Annotated in this window: 20 protein-coding genes; 9 read left to right on the plus strand and 11 right to left on the minus strand. The window is 74.2% G+C overall.

The features are described from left to right. Both IF129_RS18095 and IF129_RS18100 read right to left on the minus strand, forming a co-directional pair. The coding region (locus IF129_RS18095) for a S8 family peptidase (protein WP_191210762.1) at positions 1–1,094 on the minus strand (1,094 nt) is incomplete at its 3' end. A gap of 152 nt (positions 1,095–1,246) precedes the next feature. Next, a complete protein-coding gene (locus tag IF129_RS18100) occupies positions 1,247–4,114 on the minus strand; it encodes an ATP-binding protein (RefSeq protein WP_191210763.1) in 2,868 nt (955 codons plus the stop codon). 143 nt (positions 4,115–4,257) lie between these two features. Between IF129_RS18100 and IF129_RS18105 the strand changes: the two genes are divergently transcribed. From IF129_RS18105 to IF129_RS18110, 3 genes are all read left to right on the plus strand, one after another. Beyond that, on the plus strand, positions 4,258–5,451 hold the full coding sequence (locus IF129_RS18105; RefSeq protein WP_191210764.1) for a cytochrome P450 family protein: 1,194 nt from the start codon (positions 4,258–4,260) through the stop codon (positions 5,449–5,451). A gap of 325 nt (positions 5,452–5,776) precedes the next feature. Then, positions 5,777–5,911: a hypothetical protein gene (locus IF129_RS26785; RefSeq protein ID WP_263576248.1), complete on the plus strand. Its 135-nt coding sequence runs from the start codon at positions 5,777–5,779 to the stop codon at positions 5,909–5,911. A 66-nt stretch (positions 5,912–5,977) separates the two neighbouring features. Continuing rightward, positions 5,978–6,265, plus strand: a complete 288-nt coding sequence (locus IF129_RS18110; RefSeq protein WP_191210765.1) for a hypothetical protein — start codon at positions 5,978–5,980, stop codon at positions 6,263–6,265. A 21-nt stretch (positions 6,266–6,286) separates the two neighbouring features. Here IF129_RS18110 and IF129_RS18115 read toward each other — a convergent pair whose 3' ends face one another. Together IF129_RS18115 and IF129_RS18120 are read right to left on the minus strand one after the other, a co-directional pair. After that, positions 6,287–7,816, minus strand: a complete 1,530-nt coding sequence (locus IF129_RS18115) for an FAD-dependent oxidoreductase (protein ID WP_191210766.1) — start codon at positions 7,814–7,816, stop codon at positions 6,287–6,289. Between the two features lie 75 nt (positions 7,817–7,891). Then, positions 7,892–8,620, minus strand: a complete 729-nt coding sequence (locus IF129_RS18120) for an alpha/beta hydrolase (RefSeq protein ID WP_191210767.1) — start codon at positions 8,618–8,620, stop codon at positions 7,892–7,894. Between the two features lie 184 nt (positions 8,621–8,804). On the opposite strand from IF129_RS18120, the gene IF129_RS18125 reads away from it, so the two are divergent. From IF129_RS18125 to IF129_RS18135, 3 genes are read left to right on the plus strand one after another with little or no spacing between them, the layout of a single operon-like run. Then, positions 8,805–10,820 (plus strand): oxidoreductase, encoded by a 2,016-nt coding sequence (locus tag IF129_RS18125; RefSeq protein WP_191210768.1) that lies wholly within the window; start codon positions 8,805–8,807, stop codon positions 10,818–10,820. 32 nt (positions 10,821–10,852) lie between these two features. Next, complete coding sequence (locus IF129_RS18130) at positions 10,853–11,395, plus strand: PadR family transcriptional regulator (RefSeq protein WP_191210769.1); 543 nt, start codon at positions 10,853–10,855, stop codon at positions 11,393–11,395. Further along, entirely contained in the window at positions 11,392–12,078 is a 687-nt protein-coding gene (locus IF129_RS18135; RefSeq protein WP_191210770.1) for a (2Fe-2S)-binding protein, read from the plus strand. Before IF129_RS18130 ends, IF129_RS18135 begins: the two co-directional genes overlap by 4 nt. Here the strand turns inward: IF129_RS18135 and IF129_RS18140 are convergent. The 5 genes from IF129_RS18140 to IF129_RS18160 form a co-directional block, all read right to left on the minus strand. Next, positions 12,072–12,326 (minus strand): Txe/YoeB family addiction module toxin, encoded by a 255-nt coding sequence (locus IF129_RS18140; protein ID WP_191210771.1) that lies wholly within the window; start codon positions 12,324–12,326, stop codon positions 12,072–12,074. The genes IF129_RS18135 and IF129_RS18140 overlap by 7 nt on opposite strands. Next, the gene (locus tag IF129_RS18145; protein ID WP_191210772.1) at positions 12,323–12,583 is read right to left on the minus strand and encodes a type II toxin-antitoxin system Phd/YefM family antitoxin; all 261 of its coding nucleotides are present in this window, start codon (positions 12,581–12,583) and stop codon (positions 12,323–12,325) included. Before IF129_RS18145 ends, IF129_RS18140 begins: the two co-directional genes overlap by 4 nt. A 128-nt stretch (positions 12,584–12,711) precedes the next feature. Then, positions 12,712–13,917: a S8 family peptidase gene (locus tag IF129_RS18150; RefSeq protein WP_191210773.1), complete on the minus strand. Its 1,206-nt coding sequence runs from the start codon at positions 13,915–13,917 to the stop codon at positions 12,712–12,714. Between the two features lie 138 nt (positions 13,918–14,055). Continuing rightward, positions 14,056–15,099 (minus strand): ArsR family transcriptional regulator, encoded by a 1,044-nt coding sequence (locus IF129_RS18155; RefSeq protein WP_191210774.1) that lies wholly within the window; start codon positions 15,097–15,099, stop codon positions 14,056–14,058. A gap of 124 nt (positions 15,100–15,223) precedes the next feature. Next, positions 15,224–15,364: an alpha/beta hydrolase gene (locus IF129_RS18160; protein WP_191210775.1), complete on the minus strand. Its 141-nt coding sequence runs from the start codon at positions 15,362–15,364 to the stop codon at positions 15,224–15,226. On the opposite strand from IF129_RS18160, the gene IF129_RS27100 reads away from it, so the two are divergent. Next, positions 15,363–15,734, plus strand: a complete 372-nt coding sequence (locus IF129_RS27100) for a TetR/AcrR family transcriptional regulator C-terminal domain-containing protein (protein WP_191210776.1) — start codon at positions 15,363–15,365, stop codon at positions 15,732–15,734. The two genes, IF129_RS18160 and IF129_RS27100, sit on opposite strands and share 2 nt — an antisense overlap. 9 nt (positions 15,735–15,743) lie before the next feature. Further along, on the plus strand, positions 15,744–17,216 hold the full coding sequence (locus IF129_RS18170; RefSeq protein WP_191210777.1) for an AAA family ATPase: 1,473 nt from the start codon (positions 15,744–15,746) through the stop codon (positions 17,214–17,216). 260 nt (positions 17,217–17,476) lie between these two features. Here the strand turns inward: IF129_RS18170 and IF129_RS18175 are convergent, their stop codons facing one another. After that, the gene (locus IF129_RS18175; protein WP_191210778.1) at positions 17,477–19,255 is read right to left on the minus strand and encodes an acetyl/propionyl/methylcrotonyl-CoA carboxylase subunit alpha; all 1,779 of its coding nucleotides are present in this window, start codon (positions 19,253–19,255) and stop codon (positions 17,477–17,479) included. Positions 19,256–19,643: 388 nt separating this feature from the next. Here IF129_RS18175 and IF129_RS18180 point away from each other — a divergent pair, with 388 nt between their 5' ends. Then, positions 19,644–20,138, plus strand: coding sequence for a hypothetical protein (locus IF129_RS18180; protein ID WP_191210779.1), 495 nt, complete (start codon positions 19,644–19,646; stop codon positions 20,136–20,138). On the opposite strand, the gene IF129_RS18185 is transcribed toward IF129_RS18180, so the two are convergent. Further along, on the minus strand, positions 20,061–20,687 hold the full coding sequence (locus tag IF129_RS18185) for a Maf family protein (protein WP_191210780.1): 627 nt from the start codon (positions 20,685–20,687) through the stop codon (positions 20,061–20,063). The two genes, IF129_RS18180 and IF129_RS18185, sit on opposite strands and share 78 nt — an antisense overlap. Positions 20,688–20,701 lie beyond the last annotated feature (14 nt).

The following is a 20,701-nucleotide window of genomic DNA, read 5'->3' on the forward strand; positions in this document are numbered from 1 at the left end:
TTCCCCTCCAGATACAGGGCCGCCGCACCGGCGGCGTGCGGGGTCGCCATCGACGTCCCGCTCATGGACTGGGTACCGCCCCCGTTGCGGGTGGAGACGATGTCCCGGCCGGGGGCGAAGAGGTCCAGGCAGCGGCCGTAGTTGGAGAAGCCGGAGCGACCGTCGCCCCGGTCCGTCGAGCCCAGCGTGATGCCCGCCGCGACCCGGGCCGGACTGGTGCCGCAGGCGTCGGCGTTGCTGTTGCCCGCCGCGATGGCGGTCGTCACCCCGGCGGCGATGAGGCCCTGGACGGCCTGGTCCACCGAGGAGTTGGCGCCGCCGCCGAGCGAGAGGTTCGCCACGGACGGGCCGTCGGCGTTGTCGGCGACCCAGTCGATGCCCGCGATGATCTGCGACCACTGGCCCGAGCCCTGGCAGTTCAGCACCCGCACGGCGACGAGGTCGGCGTCCTTGGCGACGCCGTGGTCCCGGCTGCCGACGGTGCCCGCGACGTGCGTGCCGTGGCCGTTGCAGTCGGCGGCGTCGCGGTCGTTGTCGATGAAGTCGTAGCCGCTGACGGCCCGACCCTGGAAGTTGGGGTGGCTCGTGTCCACGCCGCTGTCGATGACGTAGGCGGTGACACCCGCGCCCGTGGCGGGGTAGGTGTAGGTGTCGTCCATGGAGCCGTCGACGCGGTCCAGACCCCACGACGGCGGGTTCGGCTGCTCGCCGACGGCGCGCGCGACGCCGTCCGCCTCCACGTAGCGCACCCCCGGAGCGGCGGCCAGCGCCTTCGCCTCGGCCTCCGTCGCGGAGATCGAGAAGCCGCGGAAGGCGGAGGAGTACACCTGCTTGACCGTGGCGCCGTGCCGCTCGGCCAGCGCCGTCGCCTCCGACCTCACCGAGGCCCGGGCACCCGCCCGCACGGAGGCGTCACCCTCCAGCGCCACGATGTACTGCCCCTTGACGACGCCCGCCGCCTCGGCGTTCCGTATCTGGCCGTCGGCGGGGGCCTGGCCCGCCGGGGCCGCCGCCACGGGCCCGGCGAGCGCCAGCACCGTCGCCGTGGCCGCTCCGACGCACAGCGCGCCGAGCTGACTTCTCCTTCTGCGCATACCACTGCTCCTGTCCATGGGGGTGGGGCCGGGCCCGGGGGAGACACCGGGACCGGGCGGGCCTCACCCTCCGCCGCGCGCGGTGCGCAAACAATCCGGACATCGGTAGGTAGCGCCTACCTATTCGTCGCACCACCCGTCCCGCACCGCGCTCAGTCCTCGGCCGGGACCTCCGCGCGGGAGGCGACGCCGAGCTTGCGCAGCACCTTCGCGACGTGCTGCTCGATGGTGCGCGGCGACAGGAACAGCACCTCGGCGATCTCCCGGTTGGTGTGGCCGAGGGCCACCAGCCGGGCCACCTCCCGCTCGCGCGGCGACAGCGCGTCCCCGTACCCGCGCCGGCCGCGCCGCGACGGCGTGACCACGCCCGTGCCCCGCAGCACGCGCCGGCAGCGGGCGGCGTCCCGCGTCGCGCCGAGGGCCGTGAACTCCTCCGCGACGGCGCCCAGGCGCCGCGCCGCCTCCGCCGGGTCCCGGCCGTCCGGGACGCCGAGGGCCAGCGCCGCCCGGGCCGCCGCCTCGGCCGCGCGGGCGGCCGGGTAGGGCCGGGGCAGCGCGGCGTAGGCGGCCCGCGCCTCCTCGAACGCCGCGACGGCGGCACCGTGTCGGCGCGCGGCCGTCGCCAGCACACCCCGGCACACGTGGACCGCCGCGTCCCCCGCCGGCGCCTGCCGCCCGGCGACGCCCGCCGCGAACTCCCGCGTGACGGCCTCCGCCTCGTCCAGGCGTCCGGCGCGCGCGTACGCCGTCACGGCCATCGGCACCAACTCCGCGCCCCACGCCCAGATGTCCTTGCGCCGCAGCCGGGCCAGCGCCCGGTCCGCCGTGGCGCAGGCGGCGTTGAGCCCGCCCCGGGCCGCCAGCAGCCGGACGGCGGCGCCGGAGGCCGACGCGAGGACGGGTGCGGGCGCGTTGTCCGGGTCGGCGACCCCGGCGGCGTCCAACCGTGCCGTCGCCTCCTCCCACTCGCCCCGGGCCAGGGCCAGTTGGCCGAGCACCACCTGGGCGTCGGCCGCGACGGCCGCCACGCCCAGGTGCCCCTCCAGAACCCTCCGGGCCCGTTCCGTCAGCCCCTCCCAGCGCCCGCCGTACCAGTCCAGCCGCAGTCCGGTGCCGACCGCGATGCCCTCGACGAACGTGGCCCCGTACTCGGTGGCCAGCCGCTCGGCCTCTCGCCGGAAGCGGTGGGCCGGACCGTCCAGTCCGAGCCAGGCGGCGTAGTCGGCGAGGTTCCCGCAGGTGCGGGCCACGTGCACGCGCTGCTGCGCGTCACCCTGCTCCGCGCTGCGCAGCAGCTCCTCCGCCTCCGGCCACACCGCCGGATCGCCCCGGCTGACGCGCAGCGCCAGGTGGTTGCCGCGCACGGCGGCGCGCAGCCAGCCGTCCGCGTCGTCACCGAGGAGCCCCTCGGCCCGCTCGATCCACCGCTCGTACACCCGGTACGGCTGCCCGCTCCAACTGGGCAGTGCCAGGGCCGCCATGCCCCGCGCGGCGAGCGGGGGCCGCTCCCGCAGCTCCTCCACCGCGACCTCGGTGTCCACCCGGCCCTGTTCGTACTCGCCCCCCTGGTTGTGCAGCAGGAGCCCCAGGTTGAGTCGGATCTCTCCGCGCAGTCCGTCCGGCAGCCGGTCGTCCTGCACGATCCGGCGGAGCAGCGCGGCGGCCCGCCGGTGCGAGACGGTGTTCACCGCCACCCGGCTGAGCCGGGTGGCCAGCCGCGCCCGCTCCAGCGCGGCGAGGTGCTCGTCGGAGAGGAGCCCTTCCAGCAGCTCCACCGCGAGCGCGAGGTCGCCCATCCGCTGGGCGGTCTCCGCCGCCGCCTCCCCGTACCGCCGCCACAGTGCGGGCTGACCTGACTCCCGTGCGTGGTAGGCGAGTTGCACGAGCGGGCGCGGCTCGGTCGACTCCAGGACCCGCACCGCGCCCCGGTGCAGGGCACGCCGGGCCGGTCCGGGGACGCCGTGGTAGACGGCCTGCTGCGCCAGCGTGTGCCGGAACCCGTAGCGGTCCGGGCCCACTTCGTGCAGGACGCCCGCCCCCAGCGCGTCCCGCAGCGCCGTCCCCGCCTCGGCCGGGCCGACCCCGGCCACCGCCGCGATCACCTCCTCCCCGGCGGGCACCCGCAGCGTCGCGGCCGCCCGGACGCAGGCGGCCGCCGCCGGGCAGAGCAGCGCCATCCGGTCCGCCATCGCCTCGTGCAGCCGCGTCGGCACCCCCAACTCCGCCAGCCGTCCCGTCGTGCCCGCGCCCTCGGGCAGCGCCCGCACGACCTCCTCCAGGACGAACGGGATGCCCGCCGTGTGCGCGTGCAGCGCCTCGGCCAGGGCGGCCGGGACGTCGGCGGTCCCGGTCAGCGCCGCCGTCATGCTGCGCACCCCGGTGACGTCGAGCGGACCGAGCGGCACGAGCACCGCCGTCGTCCCCGGCGGCTGCCGGTACGCCCGGCCCAGCGGCAGCCCCGCCCCCGGCAGCTCCTCGCGCCGGTAGCTCAGCACCGTGCTCAGCCCCTCGGGCGGGTCGTCCACCAGGAAGCGGACCAGGTCCCGCGTCCCCTCGTCGGCCCAGTGCAGGTCCTCGACGACGATGACGCCCCCGCCGACGTCCTCCAGGAGGGCCCGCACGGCCCGGAACAGCCGGTGCTGGTCCACGCGTTGGTCGGCCAGCGGCTCCGGCGCGGGCGGCAGCCCCTCGGCCAGCTCCGGCAGGTAGGGCCGCAACGCGCCGCAGACCGGGTTCAGCTCCCCCGGCAGCCTGCCCTCCAGCCGCCGCAGCAACTCGAACACCGGCCCGTACGGGAACGGTTCGCGCAGCGGATGGCACCCACCGGTCAGCACCGTGCGGCCGCGCACCGAGACGTGCCCCAGCGCCTCCCGCACGAGCCGCGTCTTCCCGATTCCCGCCTCGCCCTCCACCAGCACCACGGCCGGGGGGTGCGTGAGGGCGTCCAGCAGCGCGTGGAGTTCCCCCGTCCGTCCCACCAGAACGGGCGTCTCGGCACGACGAAGGACCGCGTCAGGCATGCATGGCTCCGTACCGTGGGGGGATACCCGGCGAAGCTAGCCCCCGCCCCGACCCCACGGCAATACACGCGGGCCGCCGCCGCGCCGCCCCCGGCGTGCCCACAGGTACCCGACACCGCGTCGCGAACAGGGACACTGGGGGAATGCTGGAGAGTGTGCGGTCCGTGGAGCCACGGGCCCTGACCGACGACCCCCACGCCGTCTACGCCGAACTCCGCACGGCCGGGCCCGTGCACCGGATCACCGGGACGGACGGGAAACCCGCCTGGCTCGTCACCCGGTACCAGGACGTCCGCCGGGCGCTGGGCGACCCACGGCTCGCCCTGGACAGGCGCCACGCCCTGCCGGGCAACTACACCGGCTTCAACCTGCCGCCCGCCCTCGACGCCAACCTCCTCAACATGGACCCGCCCGACCACACCCGCGTCCGGCGGCTCGTGGCGCGGGCCTTCACCCCCGGCCGCGTCGAGAAGCTGCGCGACCCCGTCCGCACCCTCGCCCACACGCTGCTGGACGCCGTCGAGCCGCTCGGCCGCGCCGACCTCGTCGCCGCCTACGCCGCGCCGCTGCCCATCACCGTCATCTGCGACCTGCTCGGCGTACCGGCCGCCGACCGCCCGGACTTCCGCACCTGGACCGACACCCTCATCACCCCCGACCCGGCCCGCCCCGAGGCCGCGAAGCGGGCCGTCGGCGCGATGCTCCGCTTCTACACCGGCCTCATCGCCGACAAGCGCGCCACGCCCGGCGACGACCTCCTCTCCGACCTGATCGCCGCCCGCGACGAGGACGGCGACCGGCTCACCGAGGACGAACTGACCTCCCTCGCCTTCCTCATCCTCTTCGCCGGGTACGAGAACACCGTCCACCTCATCGGCAACTCCGTCCTCGCCCTGCTCGACCACCCCGACGTCCTGGCGCGCCTCCGGTCGGAACCGGCCCTCCTGGCCCCGGCCGTGGACGAGTTCGCCCGCTTCGACGGTCCGGCGCCCCTGGCCATCCGCCGGTTCCCCGTCGAGGACCTGGACATCGGCGGCGTCACCGTCCCCGCCGGAGAGACGGTGCTGCTCTCCCTCGCCTCCGCCAACCGCGACCCCGCGCGCTTCGAGGCACCCGACGCCCTGCGCCCCGACGCCGCCGGTGCCGGCCACCTCGCCCTCGGCCACGGCGTCCACTACTGCCTCGGCGCCCCGCTGGCCCGCATGGAGACGGAGACGGCCCTCGCCGTCCTCCTCGAACGGCTGCCCGACCTGCGCCTCGACGTCCCCCGCGCCGACCTGCGCCACCGCCCCACCATCCGCGCCCGCGGCCTCCTCACCCTCCCCGTCACCTGGTGACCACGCCACCCGACGACGCCGTCCCGGCGGCCCCGAACGCGAACCCCTGACCCCGCCCGCCCGAGGTGGCACCCACCGTGACCACGCACTTCGACACGGCCGAGCGGCGCATCTGGCGGGGGCGGGCCGAGGCCTACGCCGCGAGTTGCGCGGGCCTGTGCGCCCACACGGTGCCCGCCCTGCTCGACGCGGCGGGTGTCGGGCCGGTCGCCGGCGTCGCGACGATCGGCCAGGTCAGTCCTGACGGGCCGGCCCCCGGAGACGGGCGCCCTCATCAGGAAGCACTACCGCGACGCGGGACCACCGCTGGGAGCGGGTGCGCGTCATGGTGAACGCGCTGCTCGAGGCCGGGGAAGCCGGAGACGAGCTGTTCGTCGTCGGAGGTGACGAACAGTTCCGGTTCGGGCTGCGCCTGTTGCTGGTCGGTATCCGTGCGGAGTCGGCGGCTCATCGGCCCTGACTCACAGACCCAGCCGCCGCGCGCTACCGTTTCGGCTCGACCTCGGCCCGGAAGGGGGCATGTGCGGTGACGACACGGTTCGACGCAGCGGTGGAGTCGGATGTCGAGGGGCTGCTGGCGGAGTTGCGCGAGGCAGCGGAGCCGGGCGCGCTCCACGTGGCGGCCTTGAGGTCCCTTTCCGACCTCGCGCGCAACGGCGAGCCGGACACGGCGATGGATGAACTGGGCCACGTAGTCGAAAGCTTCACCATCCCGCTGAGCCGATCGCAGTACGACACGATCGAGGAGTTGGCGACGCGTCTCGGGGAGCCGGAGATCCCCGAGGACCACGGGCTGCGCCGGTTCGTCTTCTGACGGAGGCGGCAAGCGCCGGGGTCAGGGTTCGGTGGCGGGCTGGAGGCTGAGGTGAGGGGACGTGGCGGGGAGCGGGGTGGGGCCGCAGTGGTGGCGGAGGGCGTCGGTGACGGCGTCCGGGTCGGGGCGTGCGGACGTCCAGGCGAGGTGGGCGTCGGGCCGGACCAGTACCGCGCCGAGGCCGGGGAGTTCGGGACACGGGCCGCCGGTGTGGACGACGCAGACCCGGCCGCCCCACGGCTCGGCGGCGGTGGCCGCCGCCCCGTCGGCGGTGAGGTCGAGGAGCAGGAACCGGCCGTCGCGCATGAGTGCGTCGGCGCGGACCGGTGCCGCACCGGGCAGCGGCAGGGTGCAGTGGGGGAGCCGGGCGCCGGGGCCGAGGCGGGACGTGCCGTCGGTGCCGTCGGTGCGCAGTCCGGCGAGCACCTGCGTGGCGAACCGCCGCCGCCGGGGCGAGCGCAGGCCCGCCAACGCGGCCGCCCGCGCGGTGCGTTCGGCGAGAGTGGTGCCGGTGGCCAGCCGGGTCGCCCGGTCGGTGGCGGCCAGCACCCGCCGGGCCTCGGGGCGGCGTTCGGCCTCGTAGGAGTCGAGCAGGCCGTCCGGGGCCCAGCCCCGCACCCGGGCGGCGAGCTTCCAGCCGAGGTTGACGGCGTCCTGGATGCCGAGGTTCAGCCCCTGGCCGCCGAGGGGTGAGTGCAGGTGGGCGGCGTCCCCGGCGAGCAGGACGCGGCCGGTGCGGTACCGGTCGACGATCCGCTGGTGCACCTTGAACCGGGCCAGCCAGCGGGCGTCGTACGGATCGGGGTCGTGGTCGAGCGTCGCGGCGAGGGCGGCGCGCAGTTCGGCGAGCGTCGCCGGCTGCGGCCGCCAGCCGTGGTCGTGGCGGGCGACGGCGAGCCGGTAGGACCCGTCGGCGTAGGGGACGGAGACGACGACGCCGCCCCGGCCCGGCAGGACGAGCACGTCGCGCGGCAGCGGCCTGCGCAGGTGGACGTCGGCGAGCAGGGGCGCCATGGCGTAGGTGTGGCCGTGCAGGGTGAGGCCGGACAGCTCGCGGACGGCGCTGTGCGCGCCGTCGCAGCCGACGACGTACTCCGCCCGCTCCTCCCACTCCCGCCGGGCCGCGCGCACGCGCAGGGTGACGCCGTCCCCGTCCTGGCGCAGCTCGGTGACCTCCGCCGCGCGCTGGACGGTGACGCCGAGGTCGGCCGCGCGGCGCGCGAGCACCTCCTCGGTGGTGCTCTGCGGGACGACGTTGACGTACGGGTAGGGCGAGTCGAGGGCGCCGAAGTCGAGGGGAGGGGCGGTGCCGACGGCCATGCGGCGGACGGGCCGTCCGGCGGCGGCCAGTTCCTCGGCGTGGCCGCGCAGGTGCAGCGCCTCCATGGTGCGGCTGTAGAGCGCGACGGAGCGCCACCCGTCCGAGGGCGCGGCGCGTCGTTCGAGGACGGTGCAGGGGACGCCGGCGGCGGCCAGTTCGCAGGCGAGGGTGAGCCCGGTCGGGCCGGCTCCGACGACGATGACGGGCTGTTCGGGGATGCGTGGGGACACGGGGCCTCCTCGGTTCCTGGGCGGCCGGTGGGTGGTCTGGCGGGCGTCGCGGGTCCGGTGCGGGTCCGGTGGGCGTCAGCCGGAGGGGCGCACGGTCCACTCCGTGAGCGCCGCCACCGGGTCGCGCACGGGGCCGGGGACGAGGGGCTGGAGGGTGTGCCCGAGCCCTTCGAGGAGCTGCACGCGCACGGTCAGCGGGTGGCGTCCGACGACGCGCCGCGCCGACCACTCCCCGTACATCTCGGGCCCGAGGACGGCCGGGGGCAGGCTGCCGGGGTGCTCGCCCTCGCCGTCGGTGAGGTAGCCGACGAGGTCGAGGCTGCCGTAGACGAGGTCGACGGAGTCGACGCGGGTGTCGATGAAGGTCTCCTCGTCGAGCATCGTGCCGACGAGGAGGACGCGGTCCACGTGGGGGACGCGGCCGGTCTCCAGCAGCCGCAGCACGGCCAGGCCGCTGACGGAGAAGCCGACGAGGCTGACGGGTCCGGTCACCACGTGGCGGTGGGCCCGGAGCAGCCCCTCCAGCCGTTCGACGCGGGCCCGCTCGTCGCCCTCGTCGACGAGGCGGCCGGGTGCGCGTGCGGGCATGTCGCAGGCGAGGACCTGGGCCCCGGCGGCGACCAGCCCGTCCGTCAGCCGCGCGAGGAGGCGGGCGTCGGTGCCGTCCCCGTCGAGGGCGGTGACGGCGCCGGGCCCGGCGAGGAGGACGGTGGCCGTCGGCGGCCGGGAGGGGAAGGAGCGCCGGACGCGGTAGCCGCTGCCGTCGGGCGCCCTCCGCCACATCGTCCGCCGGTGCACCTCCACGCGGCCACCGCCTCCCCGTCGCGTCCTTCACCGCGCCGCCACGCTAGGAGCGGCGGCTCGCGAACGGATGGAGCACGCGTGGTGTGGCGCAGCTCATGCGGCTCGCGGCGGGACGGGCCTTCACCTTGTGCACTTTGTTGCATAATCTCGTACCGGCAGCCCGTGGAGGCGAAGGAGTGTGGACGTGAGCCGGTACCCGAATCTGTTGCAGCCGCTCGACCTGGGGTTCACGACCCTGCCCAACCGGGTCGTCATGGGCTCGATGCACGTGGGCCTGGAGGAGGCCGAGAACGGCTTCGAGCGGATGGCCGCCTTCTACGCCGAACGCGCCCGGGGCGGGGTCGGGCTCATCGTCAGCGGCGGCATCGCCCCCAACGACGCCGGCCGCCCCTGGGACGGCGGCGCCGCGCTCACCACCGAGGCCGAGGCCGAGCGGCACCGCGTCGTCACCGACGCCGTCCACCGCGAGGGCGGACGCATCGCCTGCCAGCTCCTCCACTTCGGTCGGTACGCGCACCACCCCGACCTCGTCGCCCCCAGCGCGCTCCAGGCCCCGATCAGCGCCCACGTCCCGCACGCCCTGACCGACGCCGAGATCGAGCAGACGATCGACGACTTCGCGCGTGCCGCCGAACTCGCCCGGGGCGCGGGCTACGACGGCGTCGAGATCATGGGCTCCGAGGGCTACCTCATCAACGAGTTCATCGTCTCGGCGACCAACCAGCGCACCGACCGCTGGGGCGGCTCCTACGAGAACCGCATGCGCTTCCCCGTGGAGATCGTCCGGCGCGTCCGCGAGCGGGTCGGCCCGGACTTCATCCTCGTCTACCGGCTCTCCATGCTCGACCTCGTGCCCGGCGGCTCCACCCTGGAGGAGGTCGTCACGCTGGCCCGCGCCGTCGAGGAGGCCGGGGCCACCATCATCAACACCGGCATCGGCTGGCACGAGGCCCGCATCCCCACCATCGTCACCTCCGTCCCGCGCGGCGCCTACAGCTGGGTCACCAAGAGGCTGATGGGCACGGTATCGGTGCCGCTGGTGACGACGAACCGCATCAACACCCCGGAGAAGGCCGAGCAACTGCTCGCCGACGGCTACGCGGACATGGTCTCCATGGCCCGCCCCTTCCTCGCCGACCCGGACTTCGTCGCCAAGGCCGCCGAGGACCGCGCCGAGACCATCAACACCTGCATCGGCTGCAACCAGGCGTGTCTGGACCACGTGTTCAACCTCCAGATCACCTCCTGCCTGGTGAACCCCCGCGCCTGCCACGAGACCGAACTCGTCCTCACCCCCACCCGGCGCCGCAAGCACGTCGCCGTCGTCGGCGCCGGGCCGGCCGGACTGGCCTGCGCCGTCTCCGCCGCCGAACGCGGCCACGCCGTCACCCTCTTCGAGGCCGCCGACCACATCGGCGGACAGCTCGACATCGCCCGGCGCATCCCGGGCAAGGAGGAGTTCGACGAGACGCTGCGCTACTACCGCACCCAGCTCGACCTGCGGGGCGTCGACGTCCGGCTCGGCACGACCTTCACCACGGCCGACGCCGACGCCTTCGACGAGGTCGTCGTCGCCACCGGTGTCACCCCCCGCACCCCCGACATCCCCGGCGTCGACCACCCCAGCGTCGTCAGCTACCTCGACGTGCTGCGCGACGGCGCGCCCGTCGGCGAGCGCGTCGCGATCGTCGGCGCCGGCGGCATCGGCTTCGACGTCGCCGAGTACCTCACCGACGGCGGCGACGCCGCCAGCCTCGACCCGGAGACCTACTTCCGCCAGTGGGGCGTCGACACCGAGTACCGCGGCCGGGGCGGACTGCGCGAGCCCGAGCGCCCCAAGCCGCCGCGCACGGTCCACCTCCTCCAGCGCAAGACCAGCAAGGTCGGCGCCGGACTCGGCAAGACGACCGGCTGGATCCACCGCACCGAGCTGAAGCACCGGGGCGTCACCATGGTCGCCGGAGCCACCTACGACCGCATCGACGACGACGGCCTGCACCTCACCGTCGACGGCGACGCCCGCGTCCTGCCCGTCGACACCGTCGTCCTGTGCACGGGCCAGGACCCCCGGCGCGACCTGCACGAGGAGCTGCGCGCCGCCGGGCACACCGTGCACCTCATCGGCGGCGCGGACGTCGCGGCCGAGCTGGACGCCAAGCGCGCCATCCGGCAGGGCACCGAGCTGGCGGCGGCCCTCTGAGCTCCGCCGCCCGGCCTGCCTAGGATGCGGACATGTCCCTGCCGCACGCCATCCTCACCGCCCTGCTGGAGAAGCCCTCCTCGGGCCTGGAGCTGACGCGGCGCTTCGACCGGTCCATCGGCTACTTCTGGACGGCCACGCACCAGCAGATCTACCGCGAGCTGGGCAAGCTGGAGCAGGCCGGGCTCATCCGGGTCCTGCCCGCCGAAGCGCCCACGCGCGGGCAGCGCAAGGAGTACGAGGTGCTGTCCGCCGGGCGGGAGGAGCTGACGGCCTGGGTGGCGCGGGTCGAGGAACCGAGGGCCGGACGCGACCCGCTGCCGCTGCGCGTGCGCGCGGCGGCGGTCGTCGGCAGTGCCGGGCTGGCGCCGGAACTCCGCCGCCACCTGGAACTGCACCGGCAACGACTGGCCGAGTACCGGGACATCGAGCGGCGCGACTTCCCGCCCGGCCGCGACGCCGAACCCGACCGGCTCCGGCACGTCGTCCTCAAGGGCGGCATCCGCCTGGAGCACTTCTGGATCGAGTGGCTGTCGGAGGTCCTCGACGAACTGCCCGGGGACGCGCCCGCATGACCACGACGGCGGAGTACCTCGCCCACGTCGCCCGCGTCGGCCCCTTCTTCACCGTGCACACCGGCACCGCGATGCCGTCCCCCGGCTTCCTCCGCCTCGCCGACCTGCACACGCCGGGCCGTGCGCTCGACACCTACACCGCCTTCGTCGGCGCGCGCCTCGGCACCCGGGACGCGCGGGTGGCCGCGTCCACCGCCCACCTCGGCGTCGCCGCCCGGCTGTGGTCCCTGGCCCTCGCCTCCGCCGCCCTGCACGGCCGCGTCCCCGACCTCGGCGCTCTGTGGCTGCGCCCCGACCCGGCCGGCACGCGGTGGTGGCTCCCCGACCCCCGCGACGCGGACGGTCCCGACCCGGCCTCCGCCGCCTACACGACCGTCATGGCGGACCACCTCACACCCCTCGGCGACGCCGTCCGCCGCGGCACCGGCGTCTCCCCGCACACCCTGCGCGGAAACGCCGCCTCCGCCCTCGCCGGAGCCCTGCGCGTCCTCCTGCACGCCGCGCCCACCGCCCGCAGCGCCCTGCCCCTCACCCGGGCGCTGCTCGCCCGCGAGCCGCTGCGCGACGCCGGACGCCTCCACGTCGACGCCACCGGCGACCCCGCCTACGCCCGCCGCAACTGCTGCCTCTACTACCGCGTCCCCGGCGCCGCCACCTGCGGCGACTGCGTCCTGCGTCAGTAGCGGTACCGCACCTGGACGATGAGGAGTTCGTCCCCTTTGACGCGATACACGAGGCGGTGTTCCTCGTCGATCCGCCGAGACCAGTAGCCGCTCAGATCTCCCTTCAGCGGCTCCGGCTTGCCGATTCCGGTGAAGGGGTCGCGCTTGCACTCCTCGATGAGCCGATTGATACGTCTGACCATGCGCCGATCGGATTCGGCCCAGTGGGTGTAGTCGTCCCATCCCTGATCCGTGAAAACAGTCTTCACTCGGCCTCTTCGACGTCGATCAACTCACGCGGTGAGACGCGGCCCGCCTCTGCCTCGGCGATGGACTCGGCCAGGCGTCGGGCATTCGCCGGTGAGCGCATGAGGTAGATCGTTTCCTGCCAGGAGGAGAAGTCCTCCTCTGAGATCAGGACCGCGTTGCCGCTGCGCGAGGTGATGTGGACCGGCGTACGGTCGTCGTTGACCTGCTGAATCAGGGGGAACAGGTTCTTCCGGGCCTCGCTGGCTGTGATGGACATGGGTCGAACCCCTTTCATGGTACCACTTATCGTACCAGTGTTGACCGTCTTCGGCAGGTCTGTCACGCGCACGACGGGCCGGGTCCGGCGCTTCGTGCGCCGGGCCCGGCCCGTCGTGGCTCAGGGGGTCACTTGACGAGGTTCAGCAGCAGGTTGGGGGAGCCGGAGCCGGGGTTGCCGACGACGTCGCGCGCCGCCGCGTCCGTCAGCGCCGCGGAGACGTCCGCCGGGGAGGCCGAGCCGTTGCCCGCCAGGTAGAGGGCGGCGACACCGGCCGCGTGCGGGCTGGCCATCGAGGTGCCGGAGATCGTCTTCGTCGCGCCGTCGTTCCAGGCGGCCGTGATGTCCACGCCGGGGGCGTAGAGGTCCAGCGCCGAGCCGTAGTTGGAGAAGCCCGCCTGCCCGTCCGCGTCGTCCGTCGCGCCGACGGTGATGGCCTCCGGGACGCGCGCCGGGGAGACGTTGTTCGCGTCCTGGGCCTCGTTGCCCGCCGCGACGACGAACGTCACGCCCGCGGCCACCGCCCCGCTCACCGCCTCGTCCAGCGCCGGGTCCTGCGGGCCGCCCAGCGACATGTTGGCGACCGAGGGCCCGGAGGCGTTCTCCGCCACCCACTCGATGCCCGCGACGACCTGCGCGGTCGTCCCCGAGCCGTTGTCGTCCAGCACCCGGACGCCGACGACCTCGGCGTTCTTCGCGACGCCGTGCTCGGTACCGGCGATGGTGCTCGCGACGTGCGTGCCGTGCCCGTTGCCGTCCTGCGCGACGTCGTCGTTCTCGACCGCGTCGAAGCCGTTGCCCGCCCGGCCGCCGAAGTCCTCGTGCTCCACCATCACGCCGGTGTCGATGACGTACGCGGTGACGCCCTGGCCCCCGTCGTCGGGGTAGGTGTACGACTGGTCGAGCGGGAGGGCCTGCTGGTCGATGCGGTCCAGGCCCCAGTTCGGCGGGTCGGTCTGCTCGGCGGAGACCGTGTGCCGCTGGTTGACGTACACCTTCTCGACGGCCGGGTCGGCGGCGAGGCGGCGCGCCTCCCGCTCGGTGAGGGAGGCGGCGGCGTAGCCGTTGAGGGCGGCGTCGAAGGTGTCCTCGACCGTGCCGCCGTGCTCGGTGATCACGTCCTCGCCGGCCTCGCCCTCGCCGGCGGAGACCGAGACGGCCGACTCCTTCATCGTGACGATGTAGCTGCCCTCGACCGCCGACGCCGAACCGGCCCCGACGACCGTCGCCTCGGCCGGGGCCGCGCCCGCCGGGAAGGCCAGTCCGGTACCGATCGCCGCCGCGGCCACGGCCGCCGAGAGACCGACGGTCAGCTTCTTCCGCGTCACTGCCATGTGAACGTCCTTTACTGCTGTGTGGGGGGAGCGCCGTGGGGGGCGCGAGCGCCGTGGGGCGCTGACAGCAGACAAGCTCATGTACACGACAGCGAACAAGGGGCTCCGGATAACGGACATTTGAGGTGCATGGCGGCATTACGGCCCGACTCGGTCGGGGCCGGGTTGGACACCCGGGCCCCCGATGTCCAGCCGCGCCGCCATCATGCCGAGCTGGAAACGCGTCGACGCCCCCACCCGCTCCATGACGGCGCTCAGCCGGCGCTGGAACGTGCGGTGGCTGACGCCCAGCTGACGTGCCATGACCTGGTCCGTCAGACCCGTCGCCAGCAGGGCCAGCAGGCGTGCGTCGTCCGGAGGCAGCCCGTGGGCGGCCGGGCGCGGGCTGTCCGACAGGAAGTCCGACAGCGGCAACGCCCGCTCCCACAGCACCTCGAAGAACGCGCACAGCGCCTCCAGCAGCCCCGACGCGTGCACGACGATGCAACTCGCCACCTCGTACGGGGAGGTGCGCAGCGGCAGCAGGCCCGTCTGCTCGTCGGCGAGCAGCAGCTTCGTCGGGGCGTGCGGCAGGACGCGGGCCTCCTCGCCGAGGTCCGCGCACGAAAGGATGTCGCTGTGGGTGCTGTGGAAGGTCGCCAGCCCCTCCGCGTCGTACAGCACCCGGTAGGCGACGCCGCGCCGCATCGTCTCGCCCTGGAGCGGCATCATGCCGGTGCGCGGGTCGTGCCGGTCGGGGTCGCTGTTGACGTACGGCGGCCGGTCGATGCCCCGGATCAGCCGCCGCGCGGTGCGCTGGAGCTGGTCCACCTGCTGGATGACGGCCGCCCGGCCGACGACGACCTCCACCACGTCCAGCGGGTCGCGCGCCTCCGTGGTGGTCCGGAACCGGGCCGCCAGGTGGTGCACATGGCGCCGCGCCCGCTGCAACTCCTCCTCGCGCGCGGTCAGCAGCGCGGAGAACGCCACGTCCGGCTCGACCGGCAGGAACCGGTCCGGCTCCCGCCGCCCGCCGACGACGCGCTCGATCAATCCCAGCCCCTCCAACGCCCGGAGCGTCGAGCGCAGCCGGGGGACGGTCAGCCCGAGCCCGCCCTGGAGTTCCGGCACGGTGACCGCGCCGTCCACCAGCGCCTCGTACACCCGCTGCTGCGCCCCGTCCAGATCGAGTGCCTCAAGCATGCTCGGATCGTGACCTCGGCGGCGCGATCACGTCAATGGCGCGATGACGCCATACATGAGCCCCCCACAGCCCCTTCACACATCGGTACGCGCTGGTCCGAACCAAGGGGACCGTCCGCCGCGTTCACGTCGTCGGCTCCACCGGGCACCTGCGGTCCTCGGCCGGGCGCCGGCCCGTGGTCAGGAAGGTGGTGGCGGCTTCGTTCGCGCGGGTGTCGGCGCTGTACGGGTAGACGCCGTGGCCGCCCTGATCGACGATCACCATGAGAGCTGTGCGAACGGATCCTGGCGGCGGCCGCGGACATGCTCGCCGAGGACGGACTGACGGCACGCCTGAGCGTGCGCGCGGTCGCCGCGCGCGCCGGCTGCGGACCCTGGCCGAGGAAGGCGCACTGTCCGTCGACGACGTTCCGCGCAGTGCCCGCCTGCTGTCCACCGTCGTCAACGGGCTCGCGTTCCAGCGGGCGATGCCGGCGGAGGACACCCTCACGGAACGCGAGCGGGAGACGCTGTACACGGCGGTGGACGCGGTCCTGCGCCCGCACCCCCCCGCACCGCGACGGCGCCCCTCCCGACCGCTGACGCGCGAGGGGCGGATAGAGGAGTATGTTTCTCTAAAGTGTACTTCTCTATAGGAGCGAAGCGTGGACAAGCCCGCCGAGATGTTCGACCGGGACCACGAGTGGTCGGCGCTGAGCCGGTTCATCGCCGATCCCCAGCCGGGAGCGACGTTGGGTGTGGTCTCCGGGCGTCGCCGCCAGGGCAAGACGTTCCTGTTGGATGCCGCCTGCCGCGCGGCCGGAGGGTTCTATTTCGGGGCGACCGAGGCCGCTGACGCCGAGTCCCTCCGGCGGATCAGTGCGGCGATGACGGCCCACGTCCGACCCGTCAGCCCGTTCCACTTCGCCGACTGGTCGGAGGCCGTCGACGCTCTCCTCGCGCTCGGTGCCGACCGGACCGTCCCCGTCGTGATCGACGAGTTTCCCTACCTCGCCAAGGCCAACCCCGAGCTGCCGTCGATCATTCAGGAGGCGCTGCGGCCGCTGCGTGACCAGCGCACCGGCTCACGTACCCGGCTGCTCCTGTGCGGCTCGGCACTGTCCTTCATGGGACGGCTCCTGTCGGGCAACGCCCCTCTGCGCGGCCGGGCGGGCCTGGAGCTGGTCGTCCGTCCCCTCGACCATCGCCTCGCCGCCGAGTTCTGGGACATCGACGACCCCCACCTGGCGATGAAGGTGAACGCCGTGGTGGGCGGGACCCCCGCCTACCGGCGGGAATTCGCGCGCGGCGACACTCCGAAGGGCCCGGGTGACTTCGACGACTGGGTCGTCCGCACCGTCCTCAACCCCGAAACGCCCCTCTTCCGAGAGGCCCGCTACCTGCTGGCCGAAGAACCCGACCTTCGCGACACCGCCCTCTATCTGTCCGTCCTGGCCGCCGTCGCCGACGGCAACGCCACCCGAGGCGGCATGGCCGGCTACCTGGAGCGGAAGGCCACCGACATCGCCCACCCCATCAACGTCCTGGAGGACGCGGGCCTGCTCCGCCGGGACGCCGATGTCTTCCGTGACCACCGCCCCACCTACCGCATCGCCGAACCACTGATCGGCTTCCACCACGCGATCATGCGCCCGGTCTGGGACCAACTCGAACGCCCCGGCAACGCGGCGCGGGTCTGGCAGGCCAGCCGGCGTCGCTTCGTCAGCAACGTCCTCGGGCCCCACTTCGAACAGGTCTGCCGCGAATGGGCGTTGTACCACGCCGACCCCGATCTCCTGGGTGGTCTTCCCGCGCGCGTCGGCCAAGGCGTCGTGCACGACCCCAAAGCCCGCACCGGCCACGAGGTCGACGTCGCGGTCGTCGGCATCGCGGAGGGCGCCAAGCCACCGCTGCTGGCCATCGGGGAGGCCAAGTGGAACGACACCATGGGCGCGGCGCACATCGAACGGCTTCGGCGCATTCGCGACCTCATCACCCGGGCGGGCCGCTACGACACCACCTCCACCCGGCTCCTCTGTTTCAGCGGAGCCGGCTTCAACGGCAAGGCGGACGCCGCGGCAGCCGCCGACCCGGACATCCGGCTGATCGACCTGGCGGCTCTCTACGGCCGGACCTGACGCCCGGACCGGTGCGGCCGCAGGCGTCGCCGTCCGAGCATGACGGCCTGCTCTCGTGGCGGTTCGCTGTCCGGCAAACCGGTGCAGAACATCTGCGATCGGCACGCCACATGCTGACCGTCGCGCAACGCGCGGCGATCCGAGGACGCCGCCCCCGGCTACGCGACGTTCCGCACGCCGGTGTTCCTGAGGCGCGCGTCACGCGCGTGGGCCCCGGCGCCGCGTACGGTGCCGGGGCCCACGAGGAGCGGGAGGGGACGTCAGTCCTTGATCTCGCAGATGACGGTGCCGGAGGAGATCGACGCGCCGACCGCCGCGTTGAGGTCCTTGACGGTGCCCGCGCGGTGCGCGTTGAGGGGCTGCTCCATCTTCATCGCCTCCAGGACGACGACGAGCTCGCCCTCGGCGACCTCCTGGCCCTCCTCGACGGCCACCTTCACGATGGTGCCCTGCATCGGCGAGGCGAGGGCGTCGCCCGAGGCGGCGGAGGAGGACTTCTTCGCGGCGCGGCGGCGGGCGGGCTTGGCGCCGCCCGCGACGGCGGCGCGGGCCAGCGGCATGCCGAGCGACGCGGGCAGCGAGACCTCCAGGCGCTTGCCGCCGACCTCGACGACGACCGTCTCGCGGCTGCTCTCGTCCTCGTCCTCCTCGGCGGAGGCACCGGCGAAGGGCTTGATCTCGTTGACGAACTCCGTCTCGATCCACCGGGTGTGGACGGAGAACGGCTCGCCCTCGCGGCCGTGCACCTCCGGCGCGAAGGCCGGGTCGGCGACGACGACGCGGTGGAAGGGGATGGCGGTGGCCATGCCCTCGACGTCGAACTCGGCCAGCGCGCGGGCGGCCCGCTGGAGCGCCTGCTGCCGGGTGGCGCCGGAGACGATCAGCTTGGCGAGCAGCGAGTCCCAGGCCGGGCCGATGACCGAGCCGCTCTCCACGCCGGCGTCGAGCCGGACGCCGGGGCCGGCGGGCGGCTCGAACTTCGTGACCGTGCCGGGGGCCGGCAGGAAGTTGCGGCCGGGGTCCTCGCCGTTGATGCGGAACTCGAACGAGTGACCGCGCAGCGGCGGGTCGTCGTAGCCGAGCTCCTCGCCGTCGGCGATGCGGAACATCTCGCGGACGAGGTCGATGCCGGTGACCTCCTCGGTCACCGGGTGCTCGACCTGGAGGCGGGTGTTGACCTCCAGGAAGGAGATCGTGCCGTCCTGGCCGACGAGGAACTCGCAGGTGCCGGCGCCGACGTAGCCGGCCTCCTTGAGGATGGCCTTGGACGCGCGGTACAGCTCGGCGTTCTGCTCCTGGGTCAGGAACGGCGCGGGCGCCTCCTCGACGAGCTTCTGGTGGCGGCGCTGGAGCGAGCAGTCGCGGGTGGACACCACGACGACGTTGCCGTGCCGGTCGGCGAGGCACTGGGTCTCGACGTGCCGGGGGCGGTCGAGGTACCGCTCGACGAAGCACTCGCCCCGGCCGAAGGCGGCGACGGCCTCGCGCACCGCCGAGTCGTACAGCTCGGGCACCTCTTCGAGGGTGCGGGCGACCTTCAGTCCCCGCCCGCCGCCGCCGAAGGCGGCCTTGATGGCGATGGGGAGGCCGTGCTCCTCGGCGAACGTGACGACCTCGTCGGCGCCGCTCACCGGGTCCTTGGTACCGGCGACGAGCGGCGCGCCCGCGCGCTGGGCGATGTGGCGGGCGGCGACCTTGTCGCCGAGGTCCCGGATGGCCTGCGGGGGCGGGCCGATCCAGTTGAGCCCGGCGTCGAGCACGGCCTGGGCGAAGTCGGCGTTCTCCGAGAGGAAACCGTAGCCGGGGTGGACGGCGTCCGCGCCGGAGTCGGCGGCGGCCTTCAGCACCTTGGCGACATCCAGGTAGCTCGTGGCCGGAGTGTCACCGCCCAGGGCGAATGCCTCGTCAGCGGCCCGGACGTGCAACGCGTCCCGGTCCGGCTCGGCGTAGACGGCTACGCTCGCGATCCCGGCGTCCCGGCAGGCCCGGGCAACGCGGACAGCGATTTCGCCGCGGTTGGCGATGAGCACCTTGCGCACGATGGCTCCCTCCTTGAAACAAGCTGAGTTTAGGTACTGGCGACACCACACGCGCAGTCTTCCAGTGGGGTGAGCTTGCCCACACGATCCGTAGCCGGGGGGCGCGCCCCCGGCTTCCGATCCCTTGTCGTCCCACGGTACGCCGCGAATACGACGCGAACACGAGCCTGACCGGAGCATCGCGCTGTGGCCGACGTCTCCCCCGGTGATCGTGCCCGACGGCGGTGGCGTTTTGTGGAATCCCTACTAATGAACGGGGTTTTCTTTGCGACGCGCGGGTGACGGGCCGACGGGGTCCGAGCGACCCCTTGCCGCCGTCATTACCCCTGAGTAGCGTGCGCGGGCGACGGACGTGCCGCCAGGGGTGCGCGGACGGGAGGGGAGTGCGGTGGCACCGAGACGACCGGTGGCCGCGGTGACGGCCGTGGTGCTGATCCTCGAAGGGCTCGGTCTCGTGGCCGTGCACTGGGTCCTGAGCCTCTTCGTGCGTGGGCAGTCCATGTCGCTGGACGGGCTCGATCCCGACCACATGGTGTGGGGCGTCCGGGCGGCCGGGCTCGCGCTCGGCGGCTTCGTGGCCCTGTGCGGTGTGCTCGTCCTGCTCACGGCGGTGCGCGACCGTCCCCCCGGCCGGGCGGCGCGGGGCGCGCTGATCGGCTGCGCGGTCACCCACGGCGTCCTCGGCGCCGTCGCCGTCGGACTGGTCGGCTGGGGCGCGTTCGTCGTCCTGATGGCGGCCTTGGCGTTCGTGGTGCTGAACCTGCTCTCCTACCCGGCGCCGCCTTCCGCGAGCACGGGGCCGGTCTCAGGCGGCCCGAGCGGTCCACAGCGAGGTGATGGGCACCTCCAGGCGGGCCAGCAGCCGGCGCAGCAGGGGCAGTGAGAGGCCGATGACGTTGCCCGGGTCGCCGTCGATCCCCTCCACGAAGGGCGCCGACCGGCCGTCGAGCGTGAACGCGCCCGCGACGTGCAGCGGTTCCCCGGAGGCGACGTAGGCGGCGATCTCGTCGTCGGACGGTTCGGCGAAGCGCACGGTCGTCCCGGCCGAGGCCGAGGCCCGTCGGCCGTTCGCCGTGTCGATGACGCAGTGCCCGGTGAGCAGCACCCCGGCCCGGCCCCGCATGGCCTTCCAGCGGGCGATGGCGTCCTCCGCGTCGGCCGGCTTGCCCAACGCCTCGCCGTCCAGCTCCAGGACGGAGTCGCAGCCGACGACCAGGGCCCCGGCGGCCTCCGGGCGCAGGGCGACGGCGTCGGCCTTCGCCTCGGCCAGGACGAGGGCCAGCTGCCCCGGCGTCGGAGCGCCCAGCGCGTCCTCGTCGACCCCGCTGACGATCACCTCGGGTGCCAGCCCGGCCTGCCGCAACAGCTTGAGGCGGGCGGGCGACTGGGAGGCGAGCACGAGGCGGCGGGAGGGCGCGGCGGCAGCGGTCATGCGGACATAGTAAA

Source organism: Streptomyces chumphonensis, assembly GCF_014779715.1.
In the GTDB taxonomy this organism is placed as follows: Bacteria; Actinomycetota; Actinomycetes; order Streptomycetales; family Streptomycetaceae; genus Streptomyces; species Streptomyces chumphonensis.